The 17,922-nt window shown below is 31.6% G+C and carries 15 protein-coding genes; 3 read left to right on the top strand and 12 right to left on the bottom strand.

Annotated features, from left to right (window positions below; translation table 11 throughout):
* Positions 1-53: 53 nt before the first annotated feature.
* The 8 genes from BUA99_RS15355 to BUA99_RS08015 all read right to left on the bottom strand — a co-directional run bounded on the left by BUA99_RS15355 (position 54) and on the right by BUA99_RS08015 (position 6,899).
* Entirely contained in the window at positions 54-929 is an 876-nt protein-coding gene (locus BUA99_RS15355; protein WP_234972930.1) for an ATP-binding cassette domain-containing protein, read from the bottom strand.
* 8 nt (positions 930-937) lie between these two features.
* The gene (locus tag BUA99_RS15350; protein WP_234972929.1) at positions 938-2,203 is read right to left on the bottom strand and encodes an ABC transporter transmembrane domain-containing protein; all 1,266 of its coding nucleotides are present in this window, start codon (positions 2,201-2,203) and stop codon (positions 938-940) included.
* 169 nt (positions 2,204-2,372) lie between these two features.
* Positions 2,373-2,804: a peroxiredoxin family protein gene (locus BUA99_RS08040; RefSeq protein ID WP_072990571.1), complete on the bottom strand. Its 432-nt coding sequence runs from the start codon at positions 2,802-2,804 to the stop codon at positions 2,373-2,375.
* Between the two features lie 9 nt (positions 2,805-2,813).
* The gene (locus BUA99_RS08035; protein ID WP_072990568.1) at positions 2,814-3,446 is read right to left on the bottom strand and encodes a hypothetical protein; all 633 of its coding nucleotides are present in this window, start codon (positions 3,444-3,446) and stop codon (positions 2,814-2,816) included.
* 582 nt (positions 3,447-4,028) lie between these two features.
* Positions 4,029-4,235, bottom strand: a complete 207-nt coding sequence (locus tag BUA99_RS08030) for a hypothetical protein (protein ID WP_072990566.1) — start codon at positions 4,233-4,235, stop codon at positions 4,029-4,031.
* Positions 4,236-4,246: 11 nt separating this feature from the next.
* Positions 4,247-4,432 carry a hypothetical protein gene (locus tag BUA99_RS08025; protein WP_072990564.1) on the bottom strand — a complete coding sequence of 62 codons (186 nt, stop codon included), beginning with the start codon at positions 4,430-4,432 and terminating at the stop codon, positions 4,247-4,249.
* 147 nt (positions 4,433-4,579) lie between these two features.
* Positions 4,580-5,251 carry a response regulator gene (locus BUA99_RS08020; protein WP_072990561.1) on the bottom strand — a complete coding sequence of 224 codons (672 nt, stop codon included), beginning with the start codon at positions 5,249-5,251 and terminating at the stop codon, positions 4,580-4,582.
* Positions 5,252-5,372: 121 nt separating this feature from the next.
* Positions 5,373-6,899: a GH3 auxin-responsive promoter family protein gene (locus tag BUA99_RS08015; RefSeq protein ID WP_072990559.1), complete on the bottom strand. Its 1,527-nt coding sequence runs from the start codon at positions 6,897-6,899 to the stop codon at positions 5,373-5,375.
* Between the two features lie 206 nt (positions 6,900-7,105).
* Between BUA99_RS08015 and BUA99_RS08010 the strand changes: the two genes are divergently transcribed.
* Positions 7,106-7,900, top strand: coding sequence for a DUF2797 domain-containing protein (locus tag BUA99_RS08010; RefSeq protein WP_072990556.1), 795 nt, complete (start codon positions 7,106-7,108; stop codon positions 7,898-7,900).
* Positions 7,901-7,954: 54 nt separating this feature from the next.
* Here the strand turns inward: BUA99_RS08010 and BUA99_RS08005 are convergent, their stop codons facing one another.
* Together BUA99_RS08005 and sppA are read right to left on the bottom strand one after the other, a co-directional pair.
* Positions 7,955-10,582, bottom strand: coding sequence for an AsmA family protein (locus BUA99_RS08005; RefSeq protein WP_072990553.1), 2,628 nt, complete (start codon positions 10,580-10,582; stop codon positions 7,955-7,957).
* A 343-nt stretch (positions 10,583-10,925) separates the two neighbouring features.
* Positions 10,926-12,686, bottom strand: a complete 1,761-nt coding sequence (gene sppA / locus BUA99_RS08000) for a signal peptide peptidase SppA (RefSeq protein ID WP_072990551.1) — start codon at positions 12,684-12,686, stop codon at positions 10,926-10,928.
* A 137-nt stretch (positions 12,687-12,823) separates the two neighbouring features.
* Here sppA and folK point away from each other — a divergent pair, with 137 nt between their 5' ends.
* Positions 12,824-13,960 carry a 2-amino-4-hydroxy-6-hydroxymethyldihydropteridine diphosphokinase gene (folK, locus tag BUA99_RS07995; protein ID WP_072990548.1) on the top strand — a complete coding sequence of 379 codons (1,137 nt, stop codon included), beginning with the start codon at positions 12,824-12,826 and terminating at the stop codon, positions 13,958-13,960.
* A 64-nt stretch (positions 13,961-14,024) separates the two neighbouring features.
* Here folK and BUA99_RS07990 read toward each other — a convergent pair whose 3' ends face one another.
* Positions 14,025-14,567: an RNA methyltransferase gene (locus BUA99_RS07990; protein ID WP_072990545.1), complete on the bottom strand. Its 543-nt coding sequence runs from the start codon at positions 14,565-14,567 to the stop codon at positions 14,025-14,027.
* A gap of 67 nt (positions 14,568-14,634) precedes the next feature.
* Entirely contained in the window at positions 14,635-15,093 is a 459-nt protein-coding gene (locus tag BUA99_RS07985) for a DUF1573 domain-containing protein (RefSeq protein WP_072990542.1), read from the bottom strand.
* A gap of 162 nt (positions 15,094-15,255) precedes the next feature.
* Between BUA99_RS07985 and mutS the strand changes: the two genes are divergently transcribed.
* On the top strand, positions 15,256-17,883 hold the full coding sequence (mutS, locus tag BUA99_RS07980; RefSeq protein WP_072990539.1) for a DNA mismatch repair protein MutS: 2,628 nt from the start codon (positions 15,256-15,258) through the stop codon (positions 17,881-17,883).
* Positions 17,884-17,922 lie beyond the last annotated feature (39 nt).

The raw sequence follows: 17,922 nt of genomic DNA, 5'->3' as shown, positions 1-17,922 counted from the left end.
TGCTCTAATTAAATGCGGTAGTTAAACATAATTCTTTGTAATATGAAATTTATTTAGTCTTGCCAATATTCACTATAAAAATTAGTGGTTTCCATCAACTCTTCATGATTTCCAGTGGTTGATAATGTGCCATTTTCGAGAACGTAAATAGTATCTGCAATTTTTTTCAAGGTATTCAAGCGATGTGAAATAAAGAAAATAGCGCAGTTAGGTTTTATTTTGTCCAATAACGCCATAGAGAAATTCTCTGTGTTTCTATCCATTGCCGATGTCGCTTCATCTAAAATTAAAAACTGAGGTTTTTTATATAATACTCTAGCTAAAGCTATAATTTGTTTTTGTCCCCATGATAAATTAATTCCTTCTTCTCCCACTATCGTTGCTAATCCCTGTGGCAATTGATTAAAGTAAGCTTCAAAACCATATTCAGTAAGGAATGAAATTATGTTTTCTGTAGTTTCAGTTGCTCCTAATAAAATATTATCAATCACATTTCCATTAAAAATGATAATTCCTTGCGGAACCACGCCTATTAGCTTCCTATAGCTTTGAAGCTCAATTTTAGATAATTGATATTTATTATTAACCGTAATAGTTCCTTTTTCAAAATTATAAAAGCGTTGTAGTATTTGACCAATTGTACTTTTTCCACTTCCGCTTTCTCCCACAATTGCCGTTAGTTTTCCTTTTTCTATTTTAATATTAACGTTCGAAAATAATTCACTTCGTCCCGCGAATCGAAAAGATAGATTTGTTAATGAAACACTTTTGATTTCATCGATTGAAACACCTTCTTCTTTTTCTTTTTCGATAGAAGTAAATTCAAACATTCTATTAAAAGCAATTTTGGCTTCATTGATAGGAATTGAAATCAATGCTAGATTTGCAATTGATGGTAATAAGGAACCTACGATCCCTAAAATTGCCATTAATTCCCCTAATTTAATTTCTTTGTGAAAACTTGAATAGAGGTATAAATTAAAACTCCGGTCAAAAAGAAAACACTTGCCAGTCCTGATTGCCAGGAAAGGCGAATATTTATTTTTCCTAAATGAAATAGTTTTTCTTGGAAGTTCCCGAAAATCATTTCATTGGTTTTGCTAAAAATCGCTTGTTTGTTATCGTTTTTTATAGTAGAAATTCCTTGAATAGTATTGATATAATTACTTTCGTTAAAGGCGTAACTTTGCATAACTGATTTTTGTGCTTCAATTATGGCTTTGTTACTTCTATAAATAATGTAAAAATAGACAGGCATAGTTAACAATGAAATTAAACCTAATTTCCATGAGTAACCGAACAAGAAAGCTAACGAAATAATAGAAACTAATACATCAATTACTAAGCTGCTTGCCAGCATCTTAATAACTCTTTGCACTCTTTGTGTGTCATTCAGTCGAGCAACTAATTCCCCTATTTTTCGCGTATCAAAAAAAGGTTTTGGAAGATGTAGCAAAGAGGAAAAAAACTGATTATTAATGCGATTATTAAAGTCTTTTGATTGTTGTAGCAGGAAAAACTCTCGTAATACCGAAATTCCAACTCGTGCCAAAAGTAATATGGCCAGTAAAACAATTCCTGAGATAAGTTTGTTGATTTTATGCGAGGGTAAAATATCATCAATTAGTTTTTGAGAAAACAAAGACATGGCCATTCCTAAACCTGCCACAAAAACTCCAAGTAGCACGCTAATCCACAGTAATTTATAGTCTGGTTCTAGTAATGCTAAAAACCACTTCTGTTGCGCATTTTTGACTTCAGTTTCTTTTACAAAGTTTTCATTGGGTTCTAATGTTAAACAGCTTTTTGAAACCCAAATTTTATCTAAATAGTTTTGTGATAAATAATAAATTCCCTTGCCAGGATCGCCAATTAAGAAACCTTTTTGGTCATCATAGTGATAACAAACCACGTAATGTTGTAGTTTATCTTCTATTACTACGTGAAGAATTACTGGTTGTTTGTGATCAATTAAAGCTTGTATATCTGCTTCGCAGCCCTCGGCATTAAATCCTAATTCATTGGCAACTTGATATAAGCCCAATAAGGTTGTGCCCTGTTTAGTCGTTCCGCTTAATTCACGTAATTTTTCGATAGATTGTAAACCGCCATATAATTTTATAAGAGACAATAAACAGGCTACACCACAATCAGATTGGTCGAGCTGTAGTGTATGGGTTTTTTCGATATGTTTTGTAGTCATTATTCTTAGTTTGCTATTGCTTCATTTTGTCATTGCTTCGCCTGTTCGCTTTGCTCGATTCTGACAAAGGAGGAATGTCATATTTTTTATTGTAATTTTTTTAAGATAGTTTCTACTTTAGTTTGTCCTTTCAACTTCTCAATGAGTTGTTGGTTTTTATCATATAAAACTAAACAAGGCAAAGACTGAACATCAAAGGTAGTAGCGAAAGTAGCTTTAGAGTCACATACAAAAAAATGTTATCATAATTAAGAAGATTGTGTTTTTTAGCAAAAGAAGCTATTTTTGTGGGTTGTTCAAACGAAACAAAAACAAGTTGGAACGGATTAAAAGCGTTAATATGTTCCTTGATCATTTGAGCTTCTTCATTACAATACTCACATTCACTATTAAAATATATAAAAAGAGTAGGGGTGTCCATTTTTAAATTTTTATTAGAAAAAGACTCTCCGTTTAAATTCTGGTATTTAAAAGCAGGAATGGTTTTTATATTTGCTGCGACTTCTTTTTGATGGTTGATTTTAGTAACTATCTTGTAACCCATAAAAGATAGTAAGGATAAAAATACTAGTGGTATAAATATTTTAAGGTATTTTTTCATTTTGCTTTTTTAGGAATAATTTAAAGTAAAAAACATGATGACCACTACCCATAGCAATAAAGCGCTGCCATAACTAGAAGCCACAATTTTTAGCCCATGATCCATTGTGGTTTCAGTTGCTTTACCAATGTAGTAGGCAAGAATTAACCAATAGCCTAATTCGAAAAAATTAAGTGTCTGAAAAGGATATATTAGCCAAGGCTCTAAACCTTTATGCCCTATAATATTCAAGGAGGATAATGGGTAAAAATATTGTACGTCTTCTAGGGCGTAATTGGTTTGGAAAAAGTAAAACCAGATAGTTTTAATTATTGGTACAAGTAAGAAAATAAACTCAGCTGTAATGACAATGTTCCATAATTGTTTAAAAGTCACTATCATATTACTGAAGAGAAATACGCCAATATATAATACACTTGTTATAATGCTTACTTTTATAAGTAAGATAATTGCAATCAATAAATAGCTTAGCCATTGCCATTTGCTTGAAAATTCAAAAAAATTGTCTATTTGCTGGCTTGTTAGTTTATCGGCAAGTGAATTATGAATTAAGGTGTTAAAATCTAATAGGTAATTTGTAGCTTGTGTAATTAATATTAAGGCGCTTATAAGAATGAAATATTTGAAAAACGAACTTTTCATAAATGTAAATTAAAGAAGGTAAAATGTTTGTAATTTTAATTTATAAATCAATTGTCATATAAATTTGCAGCAGGAAGAGAATCACATTGCTATCAATATTTTAAGTTTGTTCTTTACTCAATATCATAAAATTGTCTTTTTTAGATAATTAATTTTAAAGGACATTTTTACAGGACTTGAGTAAAATGCGATTAAAAATAAGCTATCTAAATTATAGCTTGTAATGAATTTATACCACCTATTGCAATTTATAAAGATTTCTAATGCCATTTTTTAATGGAGGGGCATAGATGTGCTATGTTCGTCACTACAACATTTTTGATATTGAATATTGATGTTATAAAAACTATGTGATTAAACAGTATATGTTTATATTGCTGTACGGAGCTGATTTATTTTTTATAAACTAAAAAATAAATCATAAATATAACACCAATTAAAAAGCTTATGAAAAAAAGATTTCTATCTTTTTTGGTTTTAAAATATCCCATGTCGTAAATTGTAATGGATGTCAATTAAGTATAGACAATTAGACAGACATACTTAATTGACACCTCTACTATTATTATAATTTCTATTTGCTTACCATATCAAGTAAACCCCATATGCTGCACACCCTCCAACAGCTACACCTGCAACGATCCCTGCTACTCCGCCAGTTGCTATTGTTGCGCCAGCTAGGGTAGCTAAAGTAGCTACAGCTCCCGCTGCACCAACTGCGGCGCAAAATCCACCTATAAATTTACCACCTTCAATTTTTTCTAAATTGCTAATTTCTAAAGTTTTCATATTTTTATTTTTTACTGAAGTTCTCTAATTACTAATCCTACACAAGTTGGTCCTGCGATTGCCATTTTTAAAAACATACTAAAACCTCCAAAAAGGGCTCCGGATACAGCTAAACCACATGCTACTCCAGCTGTTGTTCCAATATCCAATCCACCACCCTCCAGATTCTCCATCTGATTTAATTGTAATCTTTTCATAAAATAGTTTTTAATTGGTTAAAATTACTTCTTTTAGAACTTTCAATTACGTGCACTTAATTTAGATTCGTAAGATTTTCAAATTTATTGCTTAAGATTAAAAGCATATTGCTGTTTTATGTTAAAAAAGTAAGGTTTTTATTAAATTTAAATAATGTCTAGTTTTTTAGCAGTATTAACTATTGCTGTATCATTGCCTTTGTCTTTTAAAAGTTGGTTTTTAATATTGGTTTTCCTTTTCTCGATGGCACTTAAGGAAAGGTCAATATGGTTCGGCATGTCTTTGGTTTTAATTTTCTTATCAAGTAAAAGTAAGATTTGTAAATCAATAGCATCAAAATCCAATTTTTTTATGATAGTATCGTTTTGCACTTTAGTTATTGTACTACTGTAAAAGGTGGAGCCTAGCATTATAGATTGGTACGCATTTACAAAACTTGCTGCATTAATATCATTCTTTAAAATGAATCCTTCTGGATTAATTTCATGTATGGCAGTTGTGACAATTGCAGGCTCACTGTGCATCGTGAGTAATATTATTTTACACGCTGGAAAATAATACCGAATGAGTTTAGCTACATCAATACCTGTAAGTAGATTTTTAGCTGGGTAAGATGGCAAACTTATATCTAAAAGGGCAACATCAAAGTTTTCTTGATCGTTGTGTTTTTCAATAATCCTCTTGTATGCTTCTTCACAAGAAAAGGCTGTTACAAAATAAATATCGTTAGCTGCAGTTTTTGTTCGTAAAATTAAGTTTTTATAACTGTCAACTGTTATAGGATGATCATCGACTAAAAATAAATTTTTTGTAGGCATGTAATAGATTTTTATTTAATCTAAATGTACTTTATTAGAATAAACTTACAAGAGAAATAATGCATATTAACTTTTGTTTAGAGCAGTAAAATTTTTATATGTAGAAGACTTATCTTTAGTACTAAACAACAATACTAATTTGCATGCTCTTCAATTGCTCTAAATAATCTCTATGATTAGACAATCTAGGAATTTTATGCTGTCCGCCCAGTTTATTGCGGTATTTCAGCCAATCGTAAAATAAATCTTTTCGTGCTATGTTTATTATTAACGGATTCAAAGTCATATTGTTAAAGCGTTTTGCTTCATAATCGGAATTCAGAGATTGAATCGATTCATCTAATATTTTTTGAAAAACGGAAATATCGATAGGATTTACTTTAAACTCAATTATCCATTCGTGCGCTCCTTTTTCTTTACCTTCCATAAAAACAGGCGCAACGGTATAATCGACCACTTGGGTATTGGTTATCTTGCAAGCCTTGGCTATAGCCATATCAGTATTTTCGACCATCAATTCTTCGCCAAAAACATTAATATGATGTTTGGTTCTACCCGTAACCCGAATTCGGTAAGGATTTAGGGAAGTAAATCGAACCGTATCACCTATTAAATAACGCCACAAACCAGAATTAGTGGTAATTATCAAAGCATAGTTTTTAAATAATTCTACATCAGCTAACCGAATCACTTTTTGATTGGGTGTACCAAAAGTATCCATTGGAATAAATTCGTAGAAAATTCCATAATCTAACATTAGTAATAAATCACTTGAGTTGTTTAAATCTTGGATGGCAAAAAAACCTTCTGATGCATTGTATATTTCGTAGTATTTAAAATCTTTTTTAGGGAGTATATTTTTGTATTGTTCGCGGTAGGGTTCAAAATTTACGCCGCCATGAAAGTACACTTCTAGATTTGGCCAAATTTCAAGTAGATTCCCTTTTCCAGTTTCTTCTAGCATTTTATTCATCAAAACTAGCATCCAGGAAGGAACTCCTGCAAAACTGGTTACATTTTCGTTTTTGGTTTCGTTGATAATCGCCTTGATTTTAGTTTCCCAATCACTCATCAAAGAAATTTTATTGCTTGGCGTACTACTGAACTCTGCCCAAATTGGCATGTTTTCAATTAATATCGCGGATAAATCGCCAAAAAAGGTATCGTTGTCTTCGTAAATTTGGGAACTGCCACCTAAACGTAAACTTTTACCTAAAAAGAGTTCAGAATTTTCATTATTACTTAAATACAAGCAGAGCAAATCTTTACTTCCTTTATAATGACAGTCTTCAAGCGCTTCATTACTTACTGGAATAAATTTACTTTTTGAATTTGTCGTACCGCTGGATTTAGCAAACCATTTTATAGGTTCTTCCCAAAAAACATTTTGCTCACCTTGACGCGTCCTTTCTATTAAAGGTTGTAAATCTTCATAAGTGGATATAGGAATTCTTTCTGCAAATTTCGAATAAGTATTAATGGAGGAATAATCGTATTTTTTACCTAACACAGTGTTTTTTGCCGAGCCAATTAAATTCATAAGCAATTCCTCTTGAACTTCATTTGGATATTTCAAGAATAGTTCGATTTGATGGATTCTTTGTTTTAGAACCCAAGAAGCAAACGAATTGATTATGGTTAAAGGCATGCAGATTTCTGATTTTAGATTAACGAATGTAGATTTCAGATATGAATATTAATTGACAAATACTAACTTTGTCAAAGTATCAAAAATAGTGTTTTTTTATAAAAAACAATTCTTTAATAATGCAAAGATTCTCGCTTCATAAAAGTCTAGCGCGAGTTATGCTAAATGCGCAATCATAGATTGATAATCAAAAACATAAAAATACAATGACTTACGAAGGTGTCCTAAAAAAAATGCAAACTGAATTTGGCAATCCAATTCAATATTATCTAGTTTTTGAAAATAGCTTTTTAAATGTAAATCAATTATTAAATAATAATATTCAAATCAGTTTTTTGGGTTACCAATGTTTGAATTGTGGGAAAAAGAGAAAAATATTTCGTCAAGGTTTTTGTTATGATTGTTTTTATTCGAGTGCGTCTGTAGGGGATTGGATTATTAGACCTGAATTAAGCACGGCTCACCTTGGTATTGCCGATAGAGATTTAGTTTATGAAGAGAAGGTGCAATTACAACCTCATATTGTTTATTTAGCTTTATCTAGCGAAGTGAAAGTAGGAGTGACCAGAAAAACGCAAATGCCAACGCGCTGGATAGATCAAGGAGCTAATGAAGCCATTACTATCGTAGAAGTGCCTAACCGATATTTAGCAGGAATTACTGAAGTTGCGTTAAAAAGTCACTATGCTGATAAAACAAACTGGAGAAAAATGCTGACTAATTCTGTAGAGCATGTTGATTTAGTCAAAGAAAGATTAAAATTAGAAAATTTAATTCCATCAGAAGTGCAGGAATATTTCTACTCGCAAAAAAATGATTTGTATGAAATGCATTATCCTGTTTTAGAATATCCAAAGAAAGTGAGCAGTTTAAGTTTAGATAAAACGCCTAATTTTGAAGGGAAATTAGCCGGGATAAAAGGACAATATTTAATTTTTGATAATGGTACCGTTTTTAATATTCGTAGTTCAGAGGGTTATGTTGTTAGTATAAATGTATAAAATAAGGCCTAAAATAAATTAATATTTTAGGCCTTATTGCTATAATTTGAAAACTTAATTAGTTTTTGTCGTATCAACTGGTTTTTTCTTTTTATTAAAAAAACCATTCAAAACATCTGAGGCTTTCTTTTTTACCTCTTCATTTACCTTAGCTTTTACTTCTTCTTTTGTTTTTGGAATGACTGTTTTGGTCGTGTCGCCAGGTTTTTTATTTTTGTTAATTAAGTCAGTCAAAGCTGATGTACCTTGTTTTACCAATCTATCTTTCTGCTGATTTACTAATTTTGTAGTTAGTGTAGTTACAGCACTATTAATATCAGTTGTTATTTTTGGATTAGTAAAATTACCCACAATTAATGCAGTAATTGGTATGCTTTCTACTTTTGTAGCTTCAGCGGGAGTTAGCCTTGCTATTAATGCATTCGCTTCTGATCCTAAATATTTTGCTGGAACATCAAATTTCAAGTTGTAATTCATGCTTTGGTCAAAACCATGTGTTCCACCAACTGTTGCTTTAATATCTTTATACTTAATGTCAAATGGTCTCACATTTACTTTTCCATCTTTGAAAGTTATAGCAGCTTTTATATCATTTAAATTTATTTTACCTAAATCGATAAATTTTATATTAGAACTTAAAGCCGTAAGTAACGTAGAGTTTGTAGCATTGATAGTTGTAGACAGTAATTGACCTAATAAATCTCCAGTCAAACTTTTTAAATCAGGTGTAAATTCGGTGGCATCTAGATTTCCGTTTAGTTTAATTGTAGAATTTAACTTTCCATTTATAATTCCAGCTATAGGCGCAATTTTCTTCAACATATCTAATTGAGTAAAAGACTGTGCAATATCTACTTGATTTAAATTTAAATTCATATTAAAAATAGGAACTTTTCCTTTAGTTGAAACAGCGCCGTTTACACCAATAGTTCCACCAAAAATCGAAGTTTTTACATTTTCTAGTGTTACCTTTTCATCTTTTACAATCAACTTTCCTGAAACATCTTTCAAGGTTAAATTATCATACAAAACTGTAGTTGCTTTTGCAGTAAGCGTACAATTTAAAAAAGCTGGAATTTTCATTGCTTCGGCCTTTTTATTTTCAGATGGTTTAGTATCGCCAGTTGTCATAAAATCATCGACCGCTAATTGCTGAGAATTCATATTGAAATTCCCTTTTAGTTCTTGGTTTCTAAAGATAAAGCCGTAGAAATTGTCTAAAATCCCTGTGATACTGATATCGCTTTTACCTGTTGTTGCATTAAATTGTTTAAGGTTGACTTGACTTGGATTAAATTGAACCAATGCTGTACTGATATTCATTGTTTTTCCATTTTCATCAGCATATTTAAATCCAGATAAACTCATTGTTCCTGCGTTATTTATCTTTTCGTATTGACTTTTCTCTACGGATTGCATGTCAAATTTTGTCGTTACATCTGCTTTAAGAATTCCAGAAAGTGGCTTGTCTAGTTTTACTGGATATGCTTTTGTTAAATTAGCTAGATTAATTGTTCCTTTCAAAGCGGCATCAACATATGCATTTTCAGTTACATTACTAATTTTTGCTTTAGCGTTAAAAACGTCTTGATCTATTCTAAAAGAAAGTTGGTCAATATTTACGTAAGTGTCGTTTAATATCCCAGTTTCATTTATAATTTTAGTGTCAATAATTATATTTTGTACCGTTTTTGGTAAGTCAGGATATTTAAAAGAGGCATTTTTTGAGGTAATATCAACATTAAATTTTGGTATTGTAGTGTCAGAATATAACCCTTTTGCAAAACCTACTATGGTAAAATCTCCCGTTGTTTTTACATTGTCTAAACTAGCAGCATAAGTAGCTGGAATTACGCCGAGGAAATTTTTAAACGAGGAAGTAGGTGTTTTAAACTTTAAATCATATTCTTGACCTGCTTCAACTAGTTGAATAAAACCATCAAATTCTAAAGGCAATTGATTAATAAGTGCTTTATTATCCTTGAACGTATATTTGCTTTTTTCTAAATCTATTCCTAAGATCGCGTCAAGTGATAATGCTACGTTTTTCATATAATTGACTTTATCCATGTTTAATGAAACTTTGGCAGTTGACTTAGTGACTAAATCTAGTTTTTGCGCAGCAAAATCTCCTACACCCTCGTGATTTAGACTATCAATTAACATTTTTATTTTTGAACTCTCGTCAAAATAACGAAATTTAAAATTTTCAATCTTGTAGTTTTTTATCTTTAGTGACAACGGTTCGCTTTTTCCATTAGATTTTGTTTCGTTATTTTTCAGAGCAATATCGTAATTTCCAATTCCTTCCGTATTAAAAATTATATTTATGAGTCCGTTTTTAGAAGTGATTCCGTCAATAGACATAGCTTCATTTTTACCTTTGAATAATTCTTTAATAGACATGTTTAAAGTAATCTCCCCAAGTGAAACTAAGGTGTCGCCCTCAAATGGAGCTTTATTTATTACTATTAATGAATCCAGTGTAACTGTAGCACTCGGAAAACTCTTAAGTAAACTTAAATCGGCGCCATTAAAAGTAATTTTAGCATCTACTTTTTCGTTTATCGCTTCAGCAATTTTAGCTTTTATTTGATCCTCAAAAAAATAGGGAATAGCAAATAACGCAATCAAAATAAGAATAAATAAAGCACCTACTATTTTTAAAATTGTTTTTAACATAATATGATTTCTTAAAATTTATTTACGAAGCTAAATTTGCTACACATTGCAAAAATAGTAATTATTGTTATGTGCCTGATTAATTCTATAGTAATTAAAATCTAACTCTTTTTTTGATTTCCTTCAATTGTATGTTTTAATCGTGGTAACCATAAAATTGAGAAGTTAAAGATCTTAGCATGATTAACTGACTTATTGATTTTATCTTCTTATGTCGTCACCATTGTTTTTTAGATAAAATTTTGTCTAATTAATTTACATGGAATCAGTTCGTTCTTTTTTCAAAATAAAAAAATCCGTTTAAAAATTAATTCAAACGGATCTCTTTCGGCTTTACTACAAGCTAATTTATATTTATTTCGAACGGCATTATTGCTTGAATTCCTGTGCGAGTTTGTAATTTTTTAATTTTCTGCATGATCTGATAATTTTCTTCGCCAATTTCTTCTTTTATAAATGAAGCTTTTGATTTAGCAAAAGGTAAATTAGCAAATAAATCATTTAAATTTTTCTCGTATTCCGGATAATTTTGAGTGCTATACTCTTTAATTTTTGCGAGAGAAGCTGCTTTTAAAATGGCATCATCTAGCCCGCCTATTTTGTCAACTAACCCAATTTTAAGTGCTTCAGATCCTGTCCAAACCCTCCCTTGTGCAATTTCATCTACTTGTGCAAATGTCATTTTTCTACCTTGGGCTACACGTGTTACAAAAGTTCTATAAATGTGCTCAACACCTTCTAAAGTCACGGCCTTAAACGTATCATCGATAGGAACAAACGGACTGTAATTTGCAGCATTTTGATGTGTTTTTACTTGCTCTGTGTTAATACCTATTCTAGTCGCTAATCCCGTGAAGTTAGGTAAAACCCCAAATACTCCTATAGATCCTGTAATTGTATTGGCTTCCGCAAAAATTGTATTGGCATTACAAGCGATGTAATATCCGCCGGATGCAGCATAATTACCCATTGAAACAACAATTGGCTTTACTTTTTTAGTCAATTCAATTTCTCTCCAAATTAAGTCTGAAGTTAAAGCACTTCCTCCTGGACTATCAACACGAAGTACAATTGCTTTAACATTTTTATTTTTTCGAGCCTCTTGCAAGGAACGACGCATCGAACCTTCACCAATAACTGTTACGTCTCCTTCACCACCCATAATTTCTCCTTGAGCGTAAATTATTGCTATTTCATCACTACTACTAGAATTTTTTGAAGTTGTTGCTATTTTTTGTGCGTAATCAGTAATTGAAACTTTATTGTAATCATCATTATTAGCAACTTTAAGTGCCTTTTTTATCGCGCTATGATAAAGATCTTCATACGCTACAACATCAACAAGTTTTTCTGATTTTGCCATTTCTGGAGTTCTTGCTAAAAGTCCATTTGCAATTTCATTTAATTTCATTACTGAGATGTTTCTACTTTTTGAAATATCTGAAACTACTGAATTCCAAACTGATGTTAACAAAGCAGTAGTTTGTTCTCTATTAGCGTCACTCATTTCGTTTGCTAGGAACGGTTCTACAGCACTTTTATATTTACCGTGGCGAATGACTTCCATTTTTAAACCTGATTTTTCCTGGAAATCTTTAAAAAACATAATTTCAGCAGAAAGCCCTTTAAAATCCATGTCGCCAACAGGATTTATGTAAATTGTATTGGCAACCGAATTCAAATAATATTCTTTTTGGGAATAGGAATTGGCATAAGCCATAATAAATTTTCCAGATTTTTTAAAATCTTCAAGCGCATCACGTAACGCTTTACTCTGGGCCATTCCTAAATTGGAAGTAGTATTTAAAATAGAAATACCTTTAATATCAGTATCAGTTTTTGCTTTTTCAATTGCATTAATGATATCGATTAATCCAACTGCCTTATTTTCTGAAAAAATAGTTACCCACGGATCTGAATATTTTCCCGCATAATCATTTTGAACTCTATCTAAATTCAATTCGATAACGGAATCACTTTTTATAATTACAACTTCGGAGTTTCCACCGAAAATAGCGCCTACTATTACTATTCCAAAGAAGAACAACATAAAGAAAACAAAAATTCCTATTATAGTTGCTAATACATTTCCTAAAAATCTCATATTTATGTTTTTTTAATAAGTATCTTATGAGGTTAATATGTTACAGTTTTAAGAGATAAAAATTCCTTAATTATTTATCAACACTCTCTACAAAGATACTTCTATTCTAAAATTCTTTTAGTTAATTTGCGGTTAATATGAAAGCACAACATCAGGTCGTTTTATCGCTGGGAAGTAACCAAGGCAATCGCCTCAAGAATATCGAAAACTGTATTGCATTAATCCATCAAAGCGTAGGGACGGTAATCAAAGTTTCAAAATTATATGAAAGCCCTTCATGGGGTTTTGATAGTGACGCTTTTTATAACTGTGCGTTAACTATGCACACTGCGAGTTCTGCACAAAAAGTTTTGTCACAAGTTTTAAAAATCGAAAAAAAATTAGGTAGAATTCGCAGTAATACTTTAGGCTATCAATCCCGTATCATCGATATTGATATTATTGCTTATGATGAAGAAATTTTAAACTCAGAAAAACTTCAAATTCCACATCCCTTAATGCAAGATCGAGATTTTGTTTTGTTGCCTTTTCAGGATTTGAATCTAGATTGGAAACATCCTTTTTTAAAAAAAACAATTTCTGAATTATTAGAATCTTCTCCCGATGAAAGTGTTTGTAATGTGGTTCAAAATTTAAAAAGTCCTTTGCAAAGCATTCCTTTAGAACAGCATAATTATGTTGCTTTCGAAGGTAATATCGGAGCTGGTAAAACTACATTAGCTACGAAAATTGCAGAGGATTTTAATGCCAAAACAGTTTTGGAACGTTTTGCTGACAATCCGTTTTTACCTAAATTTTATAACGATCAAAATAGATATGCTTTTCCGCTGGAGATGTCATTTCTGGCTGATAGATATCAACAATTATCAGATGATCTAGCACAATTTGACTTGTTTAAAGATTTTATTGTTGCCGATTATCATATTTTTAAATCGTTGATTTTTGCTAAAATAACATTAGCTGAAGATGAATATCGATTGTATCGCAATTTATTTGATATTATTTATAAAGAAATGCCTAAACCTGATTTATATATTTATTTATATCAAAATTCAGAAAGATTACTGCAAAATATAAAAAAAAGAGGCAGAAATTATGAGCAGAAAATTGCCGCGGATTATTTAGATAAAATCAACAACGGATATTTAGACTACATTAAATCGCAAACTGATTTAAATGTTCTGATTATTGATGTTTCAGATCGTGACTTTGTTAAAAATCAGGAAGATTATATCTTTATTTTAAATGAAATTCAAAGTAAAATAAGTAATTAAAAAACTGTGTAAAAGTAAAATATTGAATGCTTTAATAAAAACTTTTTGAATTCTAAGAGCCATATTAGCTGCCTTTTAACCCATTTATTTTTACAAATAAATCCCAAACTACGATTCCAGCACTTACGGAAATGTTTAGCGAATGTTTAGTACCCAATTGAGGAATTTCAATTGTGCCATCGCAAATTGCTATAGCATCCTGCGAAACTCCAAAAACCTCATTTCCGAAAATTAATGCATATTTTTTATTTTTTTCAACTTTGAAATTTTGTAAAAAAACAGCGCTTTCTACTTGTTCTACTGCAAGTGCCATCACATCATTTGATTTTAGATCTTCTATGACTTTTAGCACATTGTCACTATATTCCCAAGTGACAGTTTCCGTTGCGCCAAGGGCTGTTTTATGAATTTCTTTGTTAGGTGGCGTAGCGGTGATGCCGCACAAATATATTTTTTCAATTAAAAATGCATCCGCAGTTCTAAAAACAGATCCAATATTATGCAAGCTCCTAATATCATCTAATACAATAATAAGAGGTGTTTTTTCTGATTCTATAAAATCTTCAACTGACTTTCGGTCGAGTTCCTTATTTTCAAGTTTTCTCATTTTTCATTATTATTCAAAAAAAAAGCTCCCTAAATTAATGGAAGCTTTGATTTATAATTATTTAAAATTAGCTCTTTGATGCGTCAATAGCTAATACATTTCCTTTTATTGTAAGCGTTTTACTTGGAACAATTGCATTAGTTGTTAAAGTAATAGTTTTTGTAAACGCTTGACCAGCTCTTGAAGTGTCATATTTTACTCCAATAACACCTTTAGCTCCTGGAGCAATTGGCTCTCTTGGATAAGAAGGTACAGTACATCCACATGAACCTTGAGCATTAGTGATAATTAATGGTTTGTTACCATTATTAGTGAATACAAATTCACGTTTTCCATCAGAATTATAAGCTACGGTACCGTAATCTATTGTCTCGCTAACAAAAACCATCCCCGCTCCATCTACTTTAGAATTTGCAATCGCTGTTGTTTTAGCTTTAACTTTAGTAGCCTTTTTTGAAGTCTCTTGTGCGTTAGAAGCTGTAACTCCTAAAACTAATAATAATGCTAGTGTAACTATTTTTTTCATTGTACTTGTTTATTAGATTTGTTTCGCAAATTTAAAGAAAATTTCATGCCAATGACTTAAAATAAGCTTAAAAATATTAAATTTTTAAGGAATCAGTATAAGTGGCAATAAATATTTAAATTCGCTGATAGAATATTTATTCCCTAATTAAAAACAAGAAAGTTGGCTTCTAAAGATAAATTGGTAAAAGAAACGCCCTTAATGAAACAATACAATGAGATCAAGAGAAAATATCCTGATGCTTGTTTACTGTTTCGAGTTGGTGATTTTTATGAGACTTTTGGTGATGATGCTGTGAGAGCCTCAAAAATTTTGGGTATAACTTTAACGAAAAGAGGTGCAGGGTCTGAGACAGAAACTGCGTTAGCTGGTTTTCCACATCATTCCATTAATACTTATTTGCCTAAATTGGTTAAAGCGGGACTGCGTGTTGCTATTTGTGACCAACTTGAAGATCCCAAAATGACCAAAACCATTGTAAAACGTGGAGTTACTGAGCTTGTAACTCCTGGTGTTTCATTGAATGATGAGGTTTTACAGTCTAAAACAAACAACTTTTTAGCATCGGTTTACTTTATTAGTAAGTCTATAGGGATATCATTCTTAGATGTTTCTACAGGGGAGTTTTTAACCGCTCAGGGAAATGCAGAATACATTGATAAACTTTTACAAAACTTTAGTCCAAGTGAGGTTTTAATTCCAAAAAATAAAAAGAGTGAATTTCGAGAAATTTTTGGCGATGATTATCACAGTTTTTACCTCGAAGACTGGATTTATAATGAGGACTATGCTTTTGAAACCTTAACTAAACATTTTCAAACTATCTCTTTAAAAGGATTTGGTATTGAGGAACTTAAGGAGGGAATTATAGCTTCTGGTGCTATTTTATATTATCTTTCAGAAACGCAGCATAACCGTGTGCAACATATTACAAGTATACAACGCATTGCTGAAGATGCTTATGTGTGGATGGATCGGTTTACCATTCGCAATCTTGAATTGTATCATAGTTATAATCCAAATGCCGTTACATTACTTGATGTTATTGATAAAACGCTTTCGCCAATGGGCGGTCGTTTGCTTAAAAGATGGTTGGCCTTGCCATTAAAAGACGCAAACAAAATTAGAGGTCGGCATGAAGTGGTTTCTTATTTAAAAGCTAATAATGAGGTTTTAAAAAACATTCAAAATCAAATCAAACAAATTTCAGATTTAGAGCGTTTGATTTCTAAAATTGCAACTGGTAAAGTATCGCCGCGAGAAGTGGTCAATTTAAAAGAGTCATTAGACGCAATAATTCCCATCAAGATGTTGGCCTTAGCAAGTCCGCAAGAAGCGGTCAAAGTTATTGGCGACAGTTTGCATGGCTGCGAATTACTTCGCGAAAAAATCAAAACTGTACTCAATCAAAATGCTCCTGTGGCTGTTGCCAAAGGAAATGCAATTGCAAAAGGTGTTCATGTTGAATTAGATGATTTAAGAGCTGTATCAACCTCTGGGAAGGAATTTTTAGAAGGGATCGAAAAACGAGAATCGCAAGCAACTGGGATTTCATCGCTGAAAATTTCATTTAATAATGTTTTTGGGTATTATATAGAAGTGCGAAATATGCACAAAGATAAAGTTCCAACGGAATGGATCAGAAAACAAACTTTAGTTAACGCAGAACGTTACATAACTGAAGAACTTAAGGAGTACGAAACAAAAATATTAGGTGCTGAGGAGAAAATATATAAAATAGAAGTGGAATTATTTGAGCAATTGGTCAGTTGGATCGCCACTTATATTAAGCCAGTGCAAATGAATGCGAATTTAATTGCTCAATTAGATTGTTTGTGTTCATTTACCCAATTAGCAATTGAAAATAAATACGTCTGTCCAGAACTAGACGATTCATTTGAACTGGAAATTAAAAATGGTAGACATCCTGTTATCGAAAAGCAATTGCCAGTTGGAATGCCGTATATTGCTAATGATGTTTTTTTAGACCGAGAAACGCAGCAATTAATAATGATCACAGGGCCAAACATGTCTGGAAAATCAGCGATATTACGTCAAACGGCGTTAATTGTATTACTTGCGCAAATGGGTTGCTTTGTTCCTGCTGAAAGTGTTCGGATGGGAATTGTGGATAAGATATTTACCAGAGTAGGAGCGAGTGACAATATTTCAATGGGCGAGTCGACTTTCATGGTTGAAATGAATGAAACAGCTTCTATTTTAAATAATATTTCAGATCGTAGTTTGATTTTATTAGACGAAATTGGGAGAGGAACCAGCACGTATGACGGAATATCAATAGCATGGGCAATTGCCGAGTTTTTGCATGAGCATCCCTCAAGGCCTAAAACCTTATTTGCGACTCATTATCATGAATTGAATGAAATGAGCGACTCTCTACCCAGAATTCAAAATTATAATGTTGCGGTAAAAGAACTTAAAGATACAGTGCTTTTTATTCGGAAATTGGTTAAAGGAGGAAGTGCACATAGTTTTGGAATCCATGTCGCTAAAATGGCAGGAATGCCTCAAATTGTCATATTGAAAGCACAAAAACTATTGAAAAAATTAGAAAAAAATCATTCAAGTGATGCATTAAATGGAATTAAACAGAGCTCCAGTCTTAAAGGCGAACAAGCAGATGAAATGCAAATGAGCTTCTTTAATTTGGATGATCCGCTGTTGGAAGAAATTAAAGATGAAATATTAAACCTTGATATAAATACCATAACGCCTATGGAAGCACTGATGAAACTAAATGAAATTAAAAGAATGCTTACTAGAAAATAATTTTTTAATTTTAAAGCTAGGGTTATCAGAAGGTTAACT

It is taken from the genome of Flavobacterium segetis (assembly GCF_900129575.1).
GTDB lineage: Bacteria > Bacteroidota > Bacteroidia > Flavobacteriales > Flavobacteriaceae > Flavobacterium > Flavobacterium segetis.
This window is presented reverse-complemented; position numbering and strand designations above follow the sequence as displayed.

What these genes read in the sequence shown, in the direction of transcription:
- BUA99_RS15355 (WP_234972930.1), bottom strand. Translation starts at nt 929, where the DNA reads ATGGCAATTTTAGGGATCGTAGGTTCCTTATTACCATCAATTGCAAAT.
- BUA99_RS15350 (WP_234972929.1), bottom strand. Translation starts at nt 2,203, where the DNA reads ATGACTACAAAACATATCGAAAAAACCCATACACTACAGCTCGACCAA.
- BUA99_RS08040 (WP_072990571.1), bottom strand. Translation starts at nt 2,804, where the DNA reads ATGAAAAAATACCTTAAAATATTTATACCACTAGTATTTTTATCCTTA.
- BUA99_RS08035 (WP_072990568.1), bottom strand. Translation starts at nt 3,446, where the DNA reads ATGAAAAGTTCGTTTTTCAAATATTTCATTCTTATAAGCGCCTTAATA.
- BUA99_RS08030 (WP_072990566.1), bottom strand. Translation starts at nt 4,235, where the DNA reads ATGAAAACTTTAGAAATTAGCAATTTAGAAAAAATTGAAGGTGGTAAA.
- BUA99_RS08025 (WP_072990564.1), bottom strand. Translation starts at nt 4,432, where the DNA reads ATGAAAAGATTACAATTAAATCAGATGGAGAATCTGGAGGGTGGTGGA.
- BUA99_RS08020 (WP_072990561.1), bottom strand. Translation starts at nt 5,251, where the DNA reads ATGCCTACAAAAAATTTATTTTTAGTCGATGATCATCCTATAACAGTT.
- BUA99_RS08015 (WP_072990559.1), bottom strand. Translation starts at nt 6,899, where the DNA reads ATGCCTTTAACCATAATCAATTCGTTTGCTTCTTGGGTTCTAAAACAA.
- BUA99_RS08010 (WP_072990556.1), top strand. Translation starts at nt 7,106, where the DNA reads ATGACTTACGAAGGTGTCCTAAAAAAAATGCAAACTGAATTTGGCAAT.
- BUA99_RS08005 (WP_072990553.1), bottom strand. Translation starts at nt 10,582, where the DNA reads ATGTTAAAAACAATTTTAAAAATAGTAGGTGCTTTATTTATTCTTATT.
- sppA (WP_072990551.1), bottom strand. Translation starts at nt 12,686, where the DNA reads ATGAGATTTTTAGGAAATGTATTAGCAACTATAATAGGAATTTTTGTT.
- folK (WP_072990548.1), top strand. Translation starts at nt 12,824, where the DNA reads ATGAAAGCACAACATCAGGTCGTTTTATCGCTGGGAAGTAACCAAGGC.
- BUA99_RS07990 (WP_072990545.1), bottom strand. Translation starts at nt 14,567, where the DNA reads ATGAGAAAACTTGAAAATAAGGAACTCGACCGAAAGTCAGTTGAAGAT.
- BUA99_RS07985 (WP_072990542.1), bottom strand. Translation starts at nt 15,093, where the DNA reads ATGAAAAAAATAGTTACACTAGCATTATTATTAGTTTTAGGAGTTACA.